The sequence below is a fragment of the Nocardia sp. Tas62D01 genome (assembly GCF_055232035.1).
On sequence record NZ_JBUYUZ010000001.1, the window covers coordinates 5,933,850 to 5,950,528 of the forward strand.

Below are 16,679 nucleotides of genomic sequence, written 5' to 3' on the forward strand. Positions count from 1 at the left end.
CACTACTCGACGTTTGCCGCAGCTATGTACCGCTCGGCGGGTGTGGTGGTGGGGAGAGGGCGCTCGTGAGGGGTGGGGGTGGCGCGAATAGAGTCAGGGCGTGTCTTTGTCCCATGCCGAAACTGCACGATCAGCCGATTCGTTGACCGGTTCGCGTTCGCAGGCGGACGGCGAGGTGAGATTTCCGTTCTCGGCGGTGGTGGGGCAGGAGCAATTGCAGCTGGCGCTGATTCTATGCGCGGTGCATCCGGGGATCGGCGGGGTGCTGGTGCGTGGGGAGAAGGGCACCGCGAAATCGACTGTGGTGCGGGCGCTCGCGCAGTTGCTGCCGCCGGTCGTGGACGAGACCGGTGCGCGGCCCGCGAAGCTGGTGGAACTGCCCGTCGGCGCCACGGAAGACCGGGTGGTCGGTTCACTCGATCTGGAGCGGGTGCTGCGCGACGGGGAACAGGCGTTCCGGCCGGGGCTACTGGCCGCGGCCCATCACGGCGTGCTCTACGTCGATGAGGTGAATCTGCTGCACGACCATCTGGTAGACGTGCTGCTCGACGCGGCAGCGATGGGGCGGGTGCACATCGAACGCGACGGCGTCTCGCATTCGCATCCCGCGCGGTTCGTGCTGGTGGGCACCATGAACCCGGAGGAGGGCGAGCTGCGTCCGCAGTTGCTGGACCGGTTCGGGCTCACGGTCGATGTCGTCGCCTCGCGTGACGTGGACGTGCGGATGGCCGTGGTGCGGCGTCGACTGGACTACGAGGCGGATCCAGCGGGGTTCGGGTCTCGCTATGCCTCCTCTGATCGGGAGGTCGCCGAGCGAATCCTCACTGCTCGCGACCGCGTCGCCCAGGTCGTACTCGACAATGTCGAGCTGCGCCGAATCGCCGCGCTCTGTGCGTCTTTCGACGTGGACGGGATGCGCGCCGACCTGGTGGTGGCCAGGACCGCGACCGCGCATGCCGCCTGGCGTGGCGCCGACGCCGTGAGCGAACAAGATGTGCGGGTAGCCGCCGAACTCGCGGTGCCGCACCGCCGCCGCCGCGATCCCTTCGACGAGCCCGGCATCAGTGAAGAGCAGCTCGACGACGCGATGCGGGATGCCGGTGCGGAAGCAGCACGGGCCTCGGATCAGCAACATGGCGACGAAAACGCCACGGAGCGTGAAGAATTCGGATCGGGTGAGTCGCAGAATGCTCAGCCTCCATCCGGGGCGGGCGACTCCGACAACTCAGATGTCGACCGGAGGCGTGACGACAATCCGGATCTCGGCCCGAACAACGGTGATTCCCCGAATGACGGACCCGACGGTGGTCCGGACGGCCCCGACTCCCCGAACGGCGGCCCCGGCGGCGGGCAGTCGCCGTCCGCTCGCGAAGGCCGAACCGGGTCTCCCGCTTCGTCTTCGGTGACACCGCCGCGCTGGGAAGTCCCCGGCGTCGGTGAGGGCGCGGCGGGTCGCCGTTCCCGCGCCCAGACCAGGCAGGGCCGTACGGTCCGCTCGAGCACCGACACCTCCGGCGGACTGCACCTGCTCGGTACCGTCTTCGCCGCCGCACCGCATCAGCGCTCCCGAGGCCGCTCCGACGGCCCACTCGTGCTGGCCGCCGACGACCTGCGCGGCGCGTATCGCGAAGGGCGCGAAGGCAATCTGGTCATCTTCGTGGTCGATGCCTCCGGATCGATGGCGGCCAGGGACCGGCTCTCCGCCGTTACCGGCGCCGTGGTCGCCCTGCTGCGCGACGCCTACCAGCGCCGCGACAAGGTCGCCGTGATCACCGTGCGCGGCCAGGACGCGGAACTCGTCCTGCCGCCCACATCCTCGGTCGACATCGCGGTGCGCCGCCTCTCCGGCATGCGGACCGGCGGTAAAACCCCGCTCGCCGCGGGGCTTTTGAAGGCCCGCGAGGTAGTGCACCGGGAGCGGGTGCGCGACCCGCGCCGCCGACCGATGCTCGTACTGCTCACCGACGGCCGCGCCACAGGTGGTACCGATCCGGTTCTTCGCGCCAGGACCGCCGCGGGCATGCTGGCACATGAAGCCATCACATCGATCGTGGTCGACTGCGAGCGCGGCATGATCCGCCTCGGCCTGGCCGCCGACCTCGCCCGCGCCCTGCGCGCCGGCTACCTGCGGCTAGGTGAGCTGACGGGTGACTCCGTCGCTGATGTCGTACGCGCTGGTCGTTCGAACGCGGGGCAGCGCGCCGCATGAGTCGGCCCCAGCGGACACTTTCGATCGCCAATGCGTGCTCCCTGCGCTTTCGGGCGAATAGTGTCCGGGCACAACGGGACCAGCGAAGTCGGTGCCCAGCGCCGAACGCCGCCCAGAGTGCCCGCCCGCGTGACCCCATCTGAACGGACACTTCCGATGAGTTACGCGCCCTCCCCGCGCATTCAGGCGAGAACTGTCCATGCAGGCCGGGCGAACGAAGTATCAGAGAGGAACAGCAATGCCTAGAGGTGTGCCGGAGACCGTCCCCGACGACGGGCTGACCACGCGGCAGCGCCGGAATCAGCCCGTGCTCGCGGTGCACACCGGGCCGGGCAAGGGCAAGTCGACCGCGGCGTTCGGGATGGCGTTGCGCGCCTGGAATCAGGGCTTCGATGTGGCGGTCTTCCAGTTTGTGAAGAGCGCCAAGTGGAAGGTGGGCGAGGAGGCCGCTTTTCGCACCCTCGGCAAGCTGCACGAGGAGACCGGCGCCGGCGGCCCGGTCGAATGGCACAAGATGGGCGAAGGTTGGTCGTGGACCCGCAAACAGGGCAGCGACGAGGACCACGCGGCCGCTGCTCTGGCCGGTTGGCAGGAGATTGCCCGTAGGCTGCAGGCCGAACAGCACCGCTTCTACGTCCTGGACGAATTCACCTACCCGCTTAAGTGGGGCTGGGTCGACATCGACGAGGTGGTCGAAACCCTGCGCAACCGCCCCGGCAACCAGCACGTGGTCATCACCGGCCGCGAAGCCCCCCCAGCCCTCCTCGACGCCGCCGACCTCATCACCGAAATGACCAAGGTCAAGCACCCTATGGACACAGGCCGCAAAGGCCAGCGCGGCATCGAATGGTGATCGTCGCCGCGCCGAACGGCACCTGGCTGCGGCAAACAGCGAGTGGCCTTCTCCGCCATGTCCCACTCGCGCAACTGTTAGGCGTGATCGCATCCGGGAAGGCCACCGTGGCAAGTTCGTGGGTCTTCTGCGGAGCCGCGCTCCTGGCAGGGGCTCGGAATGGGTGCGGGTTGCCAGAAGGGGGGCGGGTGCTGTGAGCGTTCCTGCGGTGGTGATTGCGGCGCCGGCCTCGGGGAGTGGGAAGACGACGTTGGCGACCGGGTTAATCGGGGCGTTGCGGCTGGCGGGGCATCGGGTGGCGCCGTTCAAGGTTGGGCCGGACTATATCGATCCCGGGTATCACGGGCTGGCCGCCGGGCGGCCGGGGCGCAACCTCGATCCCGTGCTCGTCGGCATCGAACGTGTGGTGCCGCTGTATCGGCACGGTGCGCAGGACTGTGATCTTGCGGTGGTCGAGGGCGTGATGGGGCTTTTCGACGGTCGCATCAATGAGAATCAGTCCGGGCCGATTGCCGAGGGATCCACCGCCCAGGTTGCCGGATTGCTTGGCGCGCCAGTCATTTTGGTGGTTGATGCGCGCGGGCACAGTCAAAGCCTGGCCGCGCTGCTGCACGGATTCGCCACCTTCGACAGCGCCATCCGGCTCGGCGGCGTGATCCTGAACCGTGTCGGCAGTGAGCGCCACGACCAGGTGTTGCGCGCCGCCTGCGACCGAGTCGGTCTGCCTGTCCTCGGATCGCTGCCGCGCATGGCTGAGCTGGAAGTCCCCTCCCGCCACCTCGGCCTCATTCCCGCCGTCGAACACGGTGGCGCCGCAACCGCCGCAGTCGAGGCGATGACGGATCTCGTTGCCGCGCATGTCGATTTGCGCGCCATCGCCGCTCTCGCCCACTCGACCGTGTCCGGCCCGGTATGGGATCCCAGGGTGGAGGTGCGGGTGACGGATGCCGACGTACTGCCTGTCGCAACGGGGTTCGCACCCATGATCGCTATGGCCGGCGGGCCTGCGTTCACCTTCGGGTACGCCGAACATCGCGAACTGTTGATCGCCGCGGGCGCACAGGTGGTTGTTTTCGACCCGATACGCGACGAACTTCCCACTGGTACAGCAGGTCTGGTGCTGCCCGGCGGGTTCCCGGAAGAGCATGCTGCGGAACTGGCGGCCAACACTCGGCTGCTGGGCCGGGTGGCTGAACAAGCTCGGCGCGGGATGCCTGTACACGCCGAATGCGCTGGGCTGCTGTATCTCACCCGATCGTTGGATGGCCACTCGATGGCCGGAGTGGTCGATACCGTGGCGGAGTTCGGTCCGCGACTTACCCTCGGCTATCGAGACGCGGTGGCGCTCACCGATTCCCCGCTGTGGCGAGCGGGGGAGCGGGTACGTGGACACGAGTTCCACCGGACCCGACTGGTCACCACCGGCACCGACACTCCGGCCTGGGGTTGGCATGTCGGCGGCGAGCGGGTTCGCGAAGGCGCGCTCATCCACCGCGTGCACGCCTCCTACCTGCACACTCACCCGGCCGGAAACCCGAAAGCCATCGGTCGTTTCGTCGCTGCGGCCGCCGACTACGCCCGCACCCGTGCCACCACCTGAGTTCGCCGTCGGCGTCGGCCTGCGACCCGGCAACTCGGCCGGCCGAATCCTGGCCGCTATCCGGGAAGCGCTGGGCGACAATCCCATCTGCTGCCTCGCAACCGTAGACCGCCGAGCCGACGAACCCGGCCTCCGAGCCGCCGCTACCCATCTGGCCGTTCCGGTCCGCGCTTACACCGCCGCCGATCTTGCCTGCGTGCCCGTCCCCAACCCGTCTTCGCGCACCCGATCCGCACTCGGCACCGCAAGTGTCGCCGAGGCCGCCGCGATGCTGGCGGCCCACGGTCCGCTCGCGATCCCCAAGCGCACCATCGATGGCATCGTCATCGCGGCCGCACTCTGCGCCCCCCACGCCGAATTCGCCTCGCCCGCAGCTCGATCTGCTGCGCGTTCTAGGTCCGGACCGGAATCCGCCTCGCCCACAACCTGATCCGCCCTGGGCGGCGCGCGTGGGCCATTCAACGACAGCTCCGATGTGAGCGGCATCGGCGTGGTTTCATGGCGTGATGGAGATCCGAGGTATCGACAACGTGCTGGTTCCGGTCGGTAACCTGACGGCCGCGGTGGAATTTTACGAGGGCATGCTGGGGCTGGGGGTGAAGTTCACGCTGCCGGAGCAAGGGATCGTGGTGTTCGATGTCGGTGGTGAGATGGCCGGGGTCATGGCGCGGACGGATCCGCGTGCGGGTGAGGGCGGACTATCCGGGATGCGGCTGTGGTTGGAGGTGCCCGACGCGCGGGACGCGGCAGCGGAACTGGAAAGGTTCGGAGTCGAATTGCTCGGTGCCCCTTTCGAGGTGGGTACCGGGTGGAGTGTCGAGGTCGCCGATCCTTGGGGGAATGTGATCGGGCTTACCGACTACGTCAAGCGTCCCGACCTGGCTCGACCCGAGAGCTGAAACCCATACGGGGCGAAGGGTTGTGGCGGGTGGAGTCCGGTGCGGTGATGCTGCCGAGCATGGCCAAGGCGTCTTCGGAGGGGCGGCGGATTCGGCGGTGTAGACCCGCTACGGCGACACCGACCCCCAGTCGGCGAATCCGGTCGGGTCGTGGCGGCCGATGCTGGCGTGTTCGAACAGGCCCCAGCCTTCGGCGTCGCCGCAGCGGGCGTGGCCGACGTGGTCGATGACGCCGTAGGGCACGCGGGCGGCGATGGCCGGGTCGGTGAGGTCGTAGTGGCTCGAGGAGATCCAGTCGCGGCCCTTCCACTGGCCATGCTGCCAATCGGGATCGCCGCCGTAGCCGCAGCCGACGTGCAGCGTCACGTTGGTGCCGGTGTGCACCTCGACCTCGAGCGGTTTGCCGTCCGGCGTGCTGAGTTCGATCCGTGCCGACACTGGATGCCTTGTGCCGGAACGGTATTCGATGTGTATGCTGGGCCAGCCCAGCTGCTCGGTGCGCCCGTCGGGCCAGATGCGGACGGCATCGTTGAGGGTGCGCTTGCCGTCGGGCTCCTCCTGCACGATGATCACGATCGCGAAATCGTCGAAACGCAACGGCATGTACAGCCACCAGAAGCCGCCGGACGGTTCGCTGGCCGCGCGACCGGCGGGCTCGGTCTCACCGACCGGGCGAATACCCCAGGAACGGTCCCTGCTGCCGGTCCACACGGCCGGGTCGATCGTGAAGTCGGTCCCGTCGACGTGCAGCGTCCCCTCCCAGGTCCCCACCTGCGCGAAGCGGGACGCCTCGATGATCGGCCGATTGCCGTTGAGGATCAGGTGCGGCTGTTCCTGCACGGTGGGGAAGGCGCCGTTCCAGGTGAGGTCGAAGCCGAGGTCGTCGTGTTCGCAGATCACCCGCAGCCGCTGCAGCGGTTCGAGCACCTCGATGCGGTAGCCGCCGACCTTCAGGTCCAGGCTGCGCTCGGCCAACGCGTCGGAGAAGCGGACCGATCGCTGAGTGTCACCGCGGCGGACGGCGGCGTAGGCGTCGACCACCCCGAGGTTCGGATACACGCCGAAACCGGTGACCAGGAAGGTGCCGCCGTCGCGGTCGTGGGCGTTGAAATAGCTTCTGTCGTAGAAGTTCCGGTCGCCGCTGGCGACCCGCGCCAGCGACAACGGTGTCTGATGGATCGGATATTCATCCAAGGGGATGGGCACGGCGTTTCCTTTCAGTCCCACACGTAGGTTCCGTCGAGCAGCGCTTCCAGGAATGCTCGGTGCAGCACGTAGTCATTGCGGTCGGGGGTGTCGGTGTCCTCGCCGAAATGGGTCATCCGGCGCTTGACCCGAGCCATCACGATGGCGTGCCGCAGCGCCGCGTAGACGATGTAGAAATCGAGGTCGCGCACCGTATATCCGGTGAGCTCTTCGTATTTCGCCACCACATCGTCGCGGCGCAGGAAGTCTGCGAGGCCGGGCTGGTCGAATTGGGTGGCGACGTCCTGGAAGAACCGGTGGATGAAGATGACCCAGGCGATGTCCAGTTCGCGCGGGCCCAGCCCGGCCATCTCCCAGTCCAACACCGCCGCCGGCTCGAACTCGCGGTAGATGATGTTGCCAGGGCGGGCGTCACCCCAGGCGAGCACGTCGGGGCCGGGATCGGTCGGCCAGTGCGCGTCGAGCCAGTCGAAAGTCCGCTCGATGATCGGGATCCGGAATCCGTCGTTGGCCAGCGCCCAGCGATACCAGGCCCGCTGCGCATCGACATGCCTGCGTAGCGCATGTCCCGGACCGTGCAGCATCGGGAATCGTGCCGCCACATCGGGTATCGCGTGGATCTTGGCGATGACCTCGACGGTGTTGGCGGTAAGCCGGGCGCGTTCTTCGGCGCTCGCGTCGAACAGCCAGCCGACGAACACATAAGGCGGGTTGTCCGTCGGCACCCGGCCCTCGACCCGATCCATCACGAAAAACGGTGTGCCGAGTGCCTTCTCGTCGAGCTCGAGCCAGCGCAGCGCGGGCACCGGTACGTCAGTTGCCTCGGCGACACCGGCGATGACGTTGTACTGCGTTGCCAGATCGTAGGTTTCGAATATCGGAAACGCCTCGGCCTCCGGCGCCATCCGTGCGACGAACGACCCGCCGTCGCTGCGCCCGTCTACGGTCCATTCGGCATCGAAGAGCACCGACGTGCTGGACATCCCACCGGACTGCGGCCGGGTCAGGCCCGAGACCTGCGGCGGGTGGTCGGCGCAGACCTTCGAATTCAGCCACCGCGACAGGTCCTCGGCCAGAGTATCGAGATCGCGCTCGCTGATCGTCATCTGTCGCCGCTGGGTGGGATCGAGGTCGTCGGCCATCTTCTATCCTCCTGCGCCATGAAGCTCGGCCAGAATGTAACGCGTTCTAGTTTAGAACGACCATCTTCGTCTACTTCGGGGCATTCTGCGTGACATTCCCGCAGATATTCTTCGTGTTCACCGGCATCTTCACCGTGTCGATGCACGAGAGCGCCCCACTGACTATCAGAGTCGTATCGGCACATGGTGCCGCGCGGGTATCCGAAGCATCTTGACCTTGTCGGCAGCTGACGAAGGTCAGGCCGTGGTGGTGTCGGGGGCCCGCAGGTAGCTGTAGACGGTTTCGCGGCTGACGCCGAACTCCTTGGCCAGCGCGGCTTTTGACTCCCCGCCGGTCGCGCGGTCGCGCAGCTGCTTGGCCTGCTCGGTGGTGAGGGCGGGTTTGCGGCCGGTGTATGCGCCGCGGGCCTTGGCCGCCGCGATGCCCTCGCGCTGGCGTTCCAGAATCAGCGCGCGCTCGAATTCCGCGAAGGCACCCATCACGCTCAGCAGCAGGTTCGCCATCGGTGAGTCCTCGCCGGTGAAGGCCAGGTTCTCCTTGACGAACTCCACCCGCACGCCCTTGCCGGTCAGCGTGCGCACCAGCCGCCTCAGGTCGTCGAGGTTGCGGGCGAGCCGGTCCATCGACTGCACGATCACCTCATCGCCGTCGCGGATGTACGCGACCAGCTCGTCCAGCTGCGGGCGTGCGGTGTCTTTCCCGGATGCCTTGTCGGTGAAGGTACGTTCGACGTCGATCCCGTCGAGCTGACGGACGGTGTTCCGATCGACCGTGCCGACCCTGATATAGCCGACGCGCATGATAGCCCCTCCTGAACCCGATGTGTCAGTTTGAAGTTTAAGAATCAGGCAGGCAAGTGTCAAGAAATTAGAGAATAGACTCTATCTTGACGAAACTTGGATCGGTCATGCGTGTAGCGCTGGGGTGTACCCCAGATACGCCCTCTGACCAGGCGATACCCACACCAGTCCCCATTTGACGACACAGAAGTCGCCGCACCGGAGTCAGGCCGACACGATTTCGAAAACCGGATGGGTGCGGGCGTTGTCGAGGAATTGCTGCGGCGATGAGTCCATACCCACATCCAGGTAGGGCAGCACGAAGAAGTGACGATACAGCACCACAATGGGTTTCGGAACGCGTGGCGGCCCCGACACCAGCGACGCGCGGAACACCCTGGCCGCCTGATCGGTGGACAACTCCACGGCCGTCACGGTCTCGACGTGTTTGCCGTGGCGCAGCGCCGCCCTACCTTGTGCCGCACGCAGGTTGCGCACCCAGTTCACCGTTCCGTAGGACGCCACCAGGTATCGCCGGTCGTCTTGTTCGAACACTGCCAGCGGCGTCTCGATCGCGCGGCCGGTGCGCCGTCCGGGCACCGTGAGGACACGGAACGTCCACATCGGCAATCCAGCGCGTATCACGGTCCGCATCCACGCGTTGGACGCCCTTACGCCCCACCGTGCTCGATACGGCTTGGCCATGAACTCGAGCGTCCGCCTGTCCGTCATCGAAGGCAAGGGGCCGACGCAGCCGCCCTGGCCAGAGGAGAACGATGTGGACGCCCCCGCCGGCCGGGTCGGCGGGGCCGCGGTAGTGATACCGACCGGCCGACCAAGGCAGACACCGCTAAGCGCGACTTTCACGTCACTGGACCCCATGTGCCTGCTCCAGCTCGGAGGTGGCGGCGATGATCGAGGGCCTGTTACGGCACTGCACCGACGCGGAGATCGGCCGAGAATAGGAACGTGGTGCGCCGATCAGACGCATGTACCGCCGAGGTTGACGCCGGGCACGACGAGATGGTCACGAGTCGACAAGATCTCGCCATCATCGTGGCCGTCCCGACCGGCGGTGATTCCACGATTTACGCCGCGAGCCACGACATTCCCGTCGCTCCCGCATCTGCGACCGAGAATTCCGACGCGCTGGCAGCTCAGTCCATGCTCACGGAGGTCCGGCCGGGGCCTGCGGGCTATGCGGCTTTTCGATGACGGCCACCGGGCGATTGCCGGGGTCGCCGTGCCAGGCCTTAGGCTTGAACACTGTGCCGAACACGTCTGACTCCACCGATGACCAGCTTGCGGGCGACCCTAACTACCTGGTCGGGCTCGATCTGAACGGTCGCCGTGTGGTGGTAGTCGGTGGCGGAACGGTGGCGCAGCGGCGGCTCGGGTTGCTGATCGCCTCCGGCGCGGAGGTGCATGTGGTCAGCCGTGAGGTCACCCCGGCGGTCGAGGGGATGGCTACGTCGGGACAGATCACGGTCACGCTGCGGGCGTATGCGGATGGCGACTTGGGCGGCGCGTGGTACGCGATCGCCTGCACCGACGAATCCGAGACCAATGCGGCCGTGGTCGAGGAGGCCACCCGGCTCCGGATTTTCTGCGTGCGCGCCGACGTGGCCCGACTCGGCACCGCCGTCACTCCCGCGACCGCACGATACGACGGGCTCACCCTCGGTGTGCTGGCGAGCGGGCAGCATCGACGCTCGGCCGCGGTGCGCAACGCGCTGCTCGAGGCGATGCAATCCGGTGTGGTGACCGATGATTCGACGCCGATCACCCCGGGCGTCGCGCTGGTCGGCGGCGGTCCCGGCGACCCGGATCTGATCACCGTGCGCGGACGGCGCCTGCTGGCGCGGGCGAATCTCGTGGTCGCCGACCGCCTGGCGCCGCCCGAGTTGCTGGCCGAACTCGGACCCGACGTCGAGGTGATCGACGCGGCGAAGATCCCGTACGGACGTGCCATGGCGCAGGAGGCGATCAATACCGCGCTCGTCGAGGGCGTCAAGGCGGGCAAGTTCGTGGTGCGGCTCAAGGGCGGCGACCCGTATGTATTCGGTCGCGGCTTCGAAGAGGTCGAGGCCTGCGTGGCGGCCGGGATCCCGGTCACCGTGGTGCCGGGCGTCACCAGCCCCATCTCCGTGCCTGCGGCCGCGGGCATCCCGGTGACCCACCGCGGCGTCACCCACGAATTCGTGGTGGTGAGCGGTCACGTCGCGCCGGACCATCCGGATTCGCTGGTCGACTGGCCCGCGCTGGCCCGGTTGCGCGGCACGATCGTGCTGATGATGGCCGTCGAACGGATCGAACAGTTCGCGACCGTGCTGATCGAGGGTGGACGCGCCGCCGACACTCCCGCGACCGTCATTCAGGAGGGCACTCTGCGCACCCAGCGCGTGCTGCGTGCCGACCTGGGCACGGTCGCCGCACGGGTCCGAGACGAAGGCATCCGACCACCCGCGATCGTGGTGATCGGCCCGACCGCCGGATTCTCCGCGAATCCCGAAATGCCGCAAGCCGAGTCGACTGCTGGATAGGTACGGTCCCGCATGCCCGTCCCGGCGGCGCCGACCAGGTTGACCGGTCGCCGCATCGAGTCGATTCCACGAGGTCGAGCGCCACGTCGAGCATCGACGATATTCGCGCACCCGGTGGCGGTTGCACCGCGCATCGCGCTCGGCCGCAAGCCGATTCGGCTGATCGACGCAGGCCCGCCGAAGCGTTGCCTCGGTGTCACAACCCGTAGTCTGTTCCGCTGTGATGGGGTGGATCGAGGCACCGTCGGCCCGGGCGGCTATCACTGAATCAATTACAGTGACTGACCGTGCCCGACTATCCCGCTGCGACGATGCAGTATCCGGTGACGCAGCGGGCCTTCGGGCTCGCGATCCTAGTGCTGAGCGGGCTGCAGCTGATGGTTGTGCTCGACGGCACGGTGGTGATCTTCGCCCTGCCGCGGTTGCAGCAGGAGATGGGGATGTCCAGCGCGGGCGCTGCGTGGACGGTGACCTCCTACGGTCTCACCTTCGCCGGACTGATGCTGCTCGGCGGCAGGCTCGGTGACGCGTTCGGTCGCAAATGGATGCTGATGCTCGGCGTCGGCCTGTTCACCTGCGCCTCGCTGCTGTGCGGGCTCGCGCAGAACGAAGCCATGCTGATCGCGGCGCGCGCCGTGCAGGGCGCGGGTGCGGCGATCGCGGCTCCGACGGCATTCGCGCTGGTGGCAACAACTTTTGCGCCAGGCAGGGCGCGCAATCAGGCGATAGCGATCGTCGGCTCCATGGTCGGTATCGGGTCCGTCGGCGGTCTGGTGGTCGGCGGTGCGCTGACCCAGTTGTCCTGGCGGTGGATCTTCCTCATCAATGTGCCGATCGGTGTGCTGATCATCCTGGGTGCGATGTACCAGCTCGCGGACACCGAGCACCACCGCTTCTCGCTCGATGTGCGCGGCGCCGTGCTCGGCACCGTAGCCTGTGCCGCCATCGTGTTCGGCGCGACCGAGGGACCGGAAATGGGCTGGTCCAACCCGGCCATCATCGGCGCGCTGATCGGCGGTGTCGTGCTGCTGATCATCTTCGTGGTCGTGGAACGGCAGATCGAGAATCCGCTGCTGCCGTGGTCGCTGTTCGACAGCCGCGATCGCGTCGCGACCTTCCTCTTGATCTTCCTGGCCGGTGGAGTGCTGGGCGCGATGACCTTCTTCGTCGCGCAGTTCCTGCAGAACGTGCTCGGCTACGGTCCGCTGGTGGCGGGCGTTGCGTCGATTCCGTTTACCGTCGGGATCGGTATCGGCGGGGCCTTGGCCTCCAAAGTGGCGCTGCTCATAGCGCCGCGCTGGCTTTTGTGCGGATCGGCCTTCGTCTTGGCCGCGGGGCTGCTTGTCGGCTCACAGCTCGACGGCACCGTGCACTACGCGTCGACCCTGCTTCCGTTGTTGATCGTGATGGGCTTCGGGGTCGGCGTGGCGATGGTGCTCGGGCCGCTGTGCGTTCTCGTCGGCGTGCCTGCCTCGGACATCGGTCCACTGGCTGCGGTGGGGCAGATGTTCATGAATCTCGCGACGCCGGTCTTCATCGGCCTGCTCACTCCGATCGCGGCATCGCGCACGCTGTCGCTCGGCGGTCGGACCGGCAAGGCGGCGGACATGAATGCCTCGGAGATCGCCGCGCTGGGCAGTGGGTACACGCTGGTCCTTGCCGTCTGCTCGCTCGTCGCGGTGGCGACGGGAATGATCGCCCTCATGCTCCGGTTCACGCCGCAACAGCTCGCCCAGGCGCAGCACGCGCAACAAGAAGCCCAGCAACAAGCCGACACCGGGGCATTACCTACAGTGCCTTACAGCCGTGTCCGATAATCCCGCCGCGGCGAGGCAGCTCGAGTGACGCAGCGGGCCTTCGGGTTGGCGATCCTCGTGCTGAGCGGGCTGCAGCTGATGGTGGTGCTCGACGGCACCGTGGTCATCCTCGCGCTGCCGCGCCTACAGGACGAGCTGGGGTTGTCGAGCTCCGGCAGTGCCTGGATGGTCACCGCCTATGGGCTGCCGTTCGCCGGATTGATGCTGCTCGGCGGCCGGATCGGTGACTCTTTCGGCCGCAAGCGCATGTTCGTTCTCGGGGTGTCGCTGTTCACGCTCGCCTCGCTGCTGTGCGGCCTCGCGCAGAGCGAGGCGATGATGATCGCGGCGCGAGCGATCCAGGGCACCGGAGCCGCGCTCGCGGCTCCGACCGCATTCGCCTTGGTGGCCAGTACTTTTGCGCCAGGCCGGGTGCGTAATCAGGCGTTCGCGATATTCGGATCGATGATGGCCATCGGATCGGTCGGGGGTCTGGTGGTCGGTGGTGCGCTGGCCGAGGTGAGCTGGCGCTGGATCTTCCTGATCAACGTGCCGATCGGCGCGTTGATCATCCTCGGTGCCGTGCACGAGTTGCGCGACACCACCCACCAGCGGCTTGCCTTGGACGTGCGCGGCGCGGTGCTCGGCACGCTCGCGTGTGCCGCCATCGTGTTCGCGGCCACCGAAGGACCCGAATTCGGGTGGGGCAGCCCGTGGATCATCGGTTCGGCGGTCGCCGGTGTGGTGTTGCTGATCGTCTTCGTGTTCGCCGAACGCTGGGTGACCAACCCGTTGCTGCCGTGGTCGCTGTTCGACCACCGCGATCGGGTCGCGACGTTCGGCGCGATCATCCTGGCGAGCGGTGTGCTGGGGGCGACGACCTACTTCGCGGGTCTGTTCATCCAGAACGTGGTCGGGTACAGCCCGCTGGTGGCCGGGGCGGCGTTCATTCCTTTCACCATCGGCGCCGGTATCGGTACCGCGGTGTCGTCGAAACTGGCGATGATGGTCGCACCGCGGTGGCTGTTGAGTGCGGGGGCGGCGATCCTGGTCGCGGGGCTGTGGTTCGGCTCGACCCTCGATCGCGGCGTGCAGTATCTGCCTACTCTGCTCGTGCTGTTCGTCGTGATCGGTTTCGGCATCGGTATGGCGATCGTGCCGATCCCGCTGTGTGTGCTGGTCGGGGTGCCACTCGATAACGTCGGCCCGCTCTCCGCGATCGGCCAGATGTTCATGAACCTGGGCACGCCCATCGCGATCGGCCTGCTTGCCCCGGTCGCGGCCTCGCGCACGCTGGCACTGGGCGGCCGCACCGGCGCGCCAGCAGATATGACGCCCGCCGAGCTCGACGCACTGGGCGACGGTTACACCCTGGTGCTGTTCGTCGCGGCCATCGGAGCCATGCTCGTCGGCATCATCGCGCTGACGCTGCGCTACACACCCGCCGAAGTGACCCAGGCCCAGCACGCGCAGGAGGAGGCCCAGCAAGGCTGAGCCCGCCGGGTGTCGGTCGGTCGGGGATTCACAGACGGCCTGCGACCTTGTGCGGGGTGACGCGGACGATCACCCGCGGTCCGTCGTTGACGGAGGCGGGATTGAACTCCACGTAGGGCAGTCCGGAGTACTTGCGAGACAGCTCGTTCGGCAGCACCTTGTCGGGATCGGGCGTGAGGGTCGCCGTGCCGCGAATCTCCGCGTACACGTACGGGTTGTCCGGCGGATTGATCATCACCGTGATCCGTGGGTCGCGAGCGAGGTTCTTGCCCTGCTGCCGGTCGGTCGTCGTGGAGAACAGCAGGTCGTCGCCGTCGCGCCCCAGCCAGATGACGGTCAGGTGCGGTTGCCCGCTCGGCCCGATCGTCGCCGCGGTCGCGAACACCTTCGACTCGTCCAAGTACTTCTTCAGTTCATCGGAAAGCTCAGCTGTAGAGGTCACGCCCAACTGGAACACGGTGCCGATCAGGATCATTCCACCGTTGCGGCGTGGCGCGGGATTTCGCGCGTCAATCCATTCGGGAGAGTCATCGGCAATTCTCCTGCGTCGCTATAGGTTGCTTACCTGTTCTGGGGGAACCCGAGTTCCAGCCCGCCATGGCTGGGATCGAGCCAGCGGCTGGTGACGGCCTTGCCCCGGGTGAAGAAGTGCACACCGTCGGTGCCGTGCGCGTGCGAATCGCCGAACAGCGAGTTCTTCCAGCCACCGAAGCTGTAATAGGCCATGGGAACCGGGATGGGCACGTTGATGCCGATCATGCCGACCTCCGCCTCGTTGTGGAAGCGCCGGGCGGCGCCGCCGTCGTTGGTGAAGATCGCGGTGCCGTTGCCGTAGGGGTTCGAGTTGATCAGCGCGAGCCCGTCCTCGTAGCTGTCGATGCGGACGACCGAGAGGACCGGGCCGAAGATCTCGTCGGTGTAGACGCTCATCTCGGTGCCGACATTGTCGAGAATGGTTGGCCCCAGCCAGAATCCGTCCGACTCGCCATCGGCCTGGATGCCGCGCCCATCGAGAACGACGGTGGCTCCGGCGGATTCGCCCGCATCGATGTAACCGGCGACCCGATCGCGGTGCTCGCGGGTCACCAGCGGACCCATGTCGGTGTTGCGGGTGCCGTCACCGGTCTTGATGGTCCGAGCGCGTTCGGCGATCTTGGCGACCAACTCGTCGCCGACCGTGCCGACCGCGAGCACCACGCTGATCGCCATGCAGCGCTCACCCGCGGAGCCGAAACCCGCGTTGACGGCGGCGTCGGCGGCCAGATCCAGGTCCGCGTCCGGCAGAACCAGCATGTGATTCTTGGCGCCGCCGAGTGCCTGCACACGCTTGCCGTTCGCCGTGCCGCGCTGGTAGACGTACTTCGCGATGGGCGTCGAGCCGACGAACGAGACCGCCTTGATGCCCGGGTTGTCGAGCAACTCGTCGACCGCGACCTTGTCGCCCTGCAGCACGTTGAAGACCCCGGCGGGCAGGCCCGCTTCGTGCCACAGCTCGGCCATCCAGAGCGACGAGGACGGATCCTTCTCACTCGGCTTGAGGACCACGGTGTTTCCGGCGGCGATCGCGATCGGGAAGAACCACATCGGCACCATCGCGGGGAAATTGAACGGCGAGATGATGGCCACCGGGCCGAGGGGCTGGCGGATCGAGAAGACGTCCACCTTCGTCGACGCGTTCTCGGTGTAGCCGCCCTTTACCAGATGCGGTATACCGCAGGCGAATTCGACGATCTCCAGGCCGCGGGTCACCTCGCCGAGCGCATCGGAGAGCACCTTGCCGTGCTCGGCGGTGATCAGCAGGGCCAGCTCTTCCTTGCGCTCGTTGAGCAGTTCACGGAAGCGGAACAGCACCTGCGTGCGGCGCGCCAGCGAGGCTTCGCGCCACGCGGGGAATGCCGCCGCCGCCGAATCGATCGCGGCCCGAACGTCCTCGACACGCGCCAACGCCACCTGCCCGGTCACCACGCCGGTCGCCGGATTCGTCACTGGCGCCGTCGCACCGCTAGCTCCGGCGAAGCCCTTGCCGTCGACCCAGTGCGCGATTGTCTGCATGTTTCCTCGATTCGATCCGTGAGCGTCGGTGTGGTGCGGTGCGTCGCTGTGACGATCTGCCGTCAGCCCGGCACCGCCAGGATCCAGGATGCGCGGGTAGTGATG

At 67.2% G+C, this 16,679-nt stretch carries 14 protein-coding genes; 8 read left to right on the plus strand and 6 right to left on the minus strand.

Going from position 1 to position 16,679, the window contains the following annotated elements; translation table 11 throughout:
• Positions 1 to 175: 175 nt before the first annotated feature.
• From ACV7NQ_RS28205 to ACV7NQ_RS28225, 5 genes are all read left to right on the plus strand, one after another.
• Entirely contained in the window at positions 176 to 2,209 is a 2,034-nt protein-coding gene (locus ACV7NQ_RS28205; protein ID WP_463362385.1) for a magnesium chelatase subunit D family protein, read from the plus strand.
• Between the two features lie 238 nt (positions 2,210 to 2,447).
• Positions 2,448 to 3,062, plus strand: a complete 615-nt coding sequence (cobO, locus tag ACV7NQ_RS28210; protein ID WP_463362386.1) for a cob(I)yrinic acid a,c-diamide adenosyltransferase — start codon at positions 2,448 to 2,450, stop codon at positions 3,060 to 3,062.
• 193 nt (positions 3,063 to 3,255) lie between these two features.
• Positions 3,256 to 4,662 carry a cobyrinate a,c-diamide synthase gene (locus ACV7NQ_RS28215; protein WP_463362387.1) on the plus strand — a complete coding sequence of 469 codons (1,407 nt, stop codon included), beginning with the start codon at positions 3,256 to 3,258 and terminating at the stop codon, positions 4,660 to 4,662.
• Entirely contained in the window at positions 4,649 to 5,092 is a 444-nt protein-coding gene (locus ACV7NQ_RS28220; RefSeq protein ID WP_463362388.1) for a cobalamin biosynthesis protein, read from the plus strand. Before ACV7NQ_RS28215 ends, ACV7NQ_RS28220 begins: the two co-directional genes overlap by 14 nt.
• Before the next feature lie 76 nt (positions 5,093 to 5,168).
• Positions 5,169 to 5,561: a VOC family protein gene (locus ACV7NQ_RS28225; RefSeq protein WP_463365844.1), complete on the plus strand. Its 393-nt coding sequence runs from the start codon at positions 5,169 to 5,171 to the stop codon at positions 5,559 to 5,561.
• 108 nt (positions 5,562 to 5,669) lie between these two features.
• On the opposite strand, the gene ACV7NQ_RS28230 is transcribed toward ACV7NQ_RS28225, so the two are convergent.
• The 4 genes from ACV7NQ_RS28230 to ACV7NQ_RS28245 all read right to left on the minus strand — a co-directional run bounded on the left by ACV7NQ_RS28230 (position 5,670) and on the right by ACV7NQ_RS28245 (position 9,313).
• Complete coding sequence (locus ACV7NQ_RS28230) at positions 5,670 to 6,767, minus strand: hypothetical protein (protein ID WP_463362389.1); 1,098 nt, start codon at positions 6,765 to 6,767, stop codon at positions 5,670 to 5,672.
• A gap of 11 nt (positions 6,768 to 6,778) precedes the next feature.
• On the minus strand, positions 6,779 to 7,909 hold the full coding sequence (locus ACV7NQ_RS28235) for a phosphotransferase family protein (RefSeq protein WP_463362390.1): 1,131 nt from the start codon (positions 7,907 to 7,909) through the stop codon (positions 6,779 to 6,781).
• A 237-nt stretch (positions 7,910 to 8,146) separates the two neighbouring features.
• Positions 8,147 to 8,710, minus strand: a complete 564-nt coding sequence (locus tag ACV7NQ_RS28240) for a recombinase family protein (RefSeq protein WP_463362391.1) — start codon at positions 8,708 to 8,710, stop codon at positions 8,147 to 8,149.
• Between the two features lie 204 nt (positions 8,711 to 8,914).
• Positions 8,915 to 9,313 carry a nitroreductase family deazaflavin-dependent oxidoreductase gene (locus tag ACV7NQ_RS28245; protein WP_463362392.1) on the minus strand — a complete coding sequence of 133 codons (399 nt, stop codon included), beginning with the start codon at positions 9,311 to 9,313 and terminating at the stop codon, positions 8,915 to 8,917.
• 644 nt (positions 9,314 to 9,957) lie between these two features.
• Between ACV7NQ_RS28245 and cobA the strand changes: the two genes are divergently transcribed.
• The 3 genes from cobA (at position 9,958) to ACV7NQ_RS28260 (ending at position 14,522) form a co-directional block, all read left to right on the plus strand.
• Positions 9,958 to 11,232 (plus strand): uroporphyrinogen-III C-methyltransferase, encoded by a 1,275-nt coding sequence (gene cobA / locus ACV7NQ_RS28250; RefSeq protein WP_463362393.1) that lies wholly within the window; start codon positions 9,958 to 9,960, stop codon positions 11,230 to 11,232.
• 311 nt (positions 11,233 to 11,543) lie between these two features.
• The gene (locus ACV7NQ_RS28255; protein ID WP_463365845.1) at positions 11,544 to 13,049 is read left to right on the plus strand and encodes an MFS transporter; all 1,506 of its coding nucleotides are present in this window, start codon (positions 11,544 to 11,546) and stop codon (positions 13,047 to 13,049) included.
• A 78-nt stretch (positions 13,050 to 13,127) separates the two neighbouring features.
• On the plus strand, positions 13,128 to 14,522 hold the full coding sequence (locus ACV7NQ_RS28260) for an MFS transporter (RefSeq protein ID WP_463365846.1): 1,395 nt from the start codon (positions 13,128 to 13,130) through the stop codon (positions 14,520 to 14,522).
• Between the two features lie 28 nt (positions 14,523 to 14,550).
• Here the strand turns inward: ACV7NQ_RS28260 and ACV7NQ_RS28265 are convergent, their stop codons facing one another.
• Together ACV7NQ_RS28265 and ACV7NQ_RS28270 are read right to left on the minus strand one after the other, a co-directional pair.
• Complete coding sequence (locus ACV7NQ_RS28265; RefSeq protein ID WP_463362394.1) at positions 14,551 to 14,964, minus strand: PPOX class F420-dependent oxidoreductase; 414 nt, start codon at positions 14,962 to 14,964, stop codon at positions 14,551 to 14,553.
• A gap of 119 nt (positions 14,965 to 15,083) precedes the next feature.
• Positions 15,084 to 16,574 carry a CoA-acylating methylmalonate-semialdehyde dehydrogenase gene (locus tag ACV7NQ_RS28270; RefSeq protein ID WP_463362395.1) on the minus strand — a complete coding sequence of 497 codons (1,491 nt, stop codon included), beginning with the start codon at positions 16,572 to 16,574 and terminating at the stop codon, positions 15,084 to 15,086.
• Positions 16,575 to 16,679 lie beyond the last annotated feature (105 nt).

Excerpts from the sequence above, each read along its gene's own strand:
- cobO (WP_463362386.1), top strand. The coding sequence starts at position 2,448 with ATGCCTAGAGGTGTGCCGGAGACCGTCCCCGACGACGGGCTGACCACG.
- ACV7NQ_RS28225 (WP_463365844.1), top strand. The coding sequence starts at position 5,169 with ATGGAGATCCGAGGTATCGACAACGTGCTGGTTCCGGTCGGTAACCTG.
- ACV7NQ_RS28235 (WP_463362390.1), bottom strand. The coding sequence starts at position 7,909 with ATGGCCGACGACCTCGATCCCACCCAGCGGCGACAGATGACGATCAGC.
- ACV7NQ_RS28240 (WP_463362391.1), bottom strand. The coding sequence starts at position 8,710 with ATGCGCGTCGGCTATATCAGGGTCGGCACGGTCGATCGGAACACCGTC.
- ACV7NQ_RS28245 (WP_463362392.1), bottom strand. The coding sequence starts at position 9,313 with ATGTGGACGTTCCGTGTCCTCACGGTGCCCGGACGGCGCACCGGCCGC.
- ACV7NQ_RS28255 (WP_463365845.1), top strand. The coding sequence starts at position 11,544 with ATGCAGTATCCGGTGACGCAGCGGGCCTTCGGGCTCGCGATCCTAGTG.
- ACV7NQ_RS28260 (WP_463365846.1), top strand. The coding sequence starts at position 13,128 with ATGGTGGTGCTCGACGGCACCGTGGTCATCCTCGCGCTGCCGCGCCTA.
- ACV7NQ_RS28270 (WP_463362395.1), bottom strand. The coding sequence starts at position 16,574 with ATGCAGACAATCGCGCACTGGGTCGACGGCAAGGGCTTCGCCGGAGCT.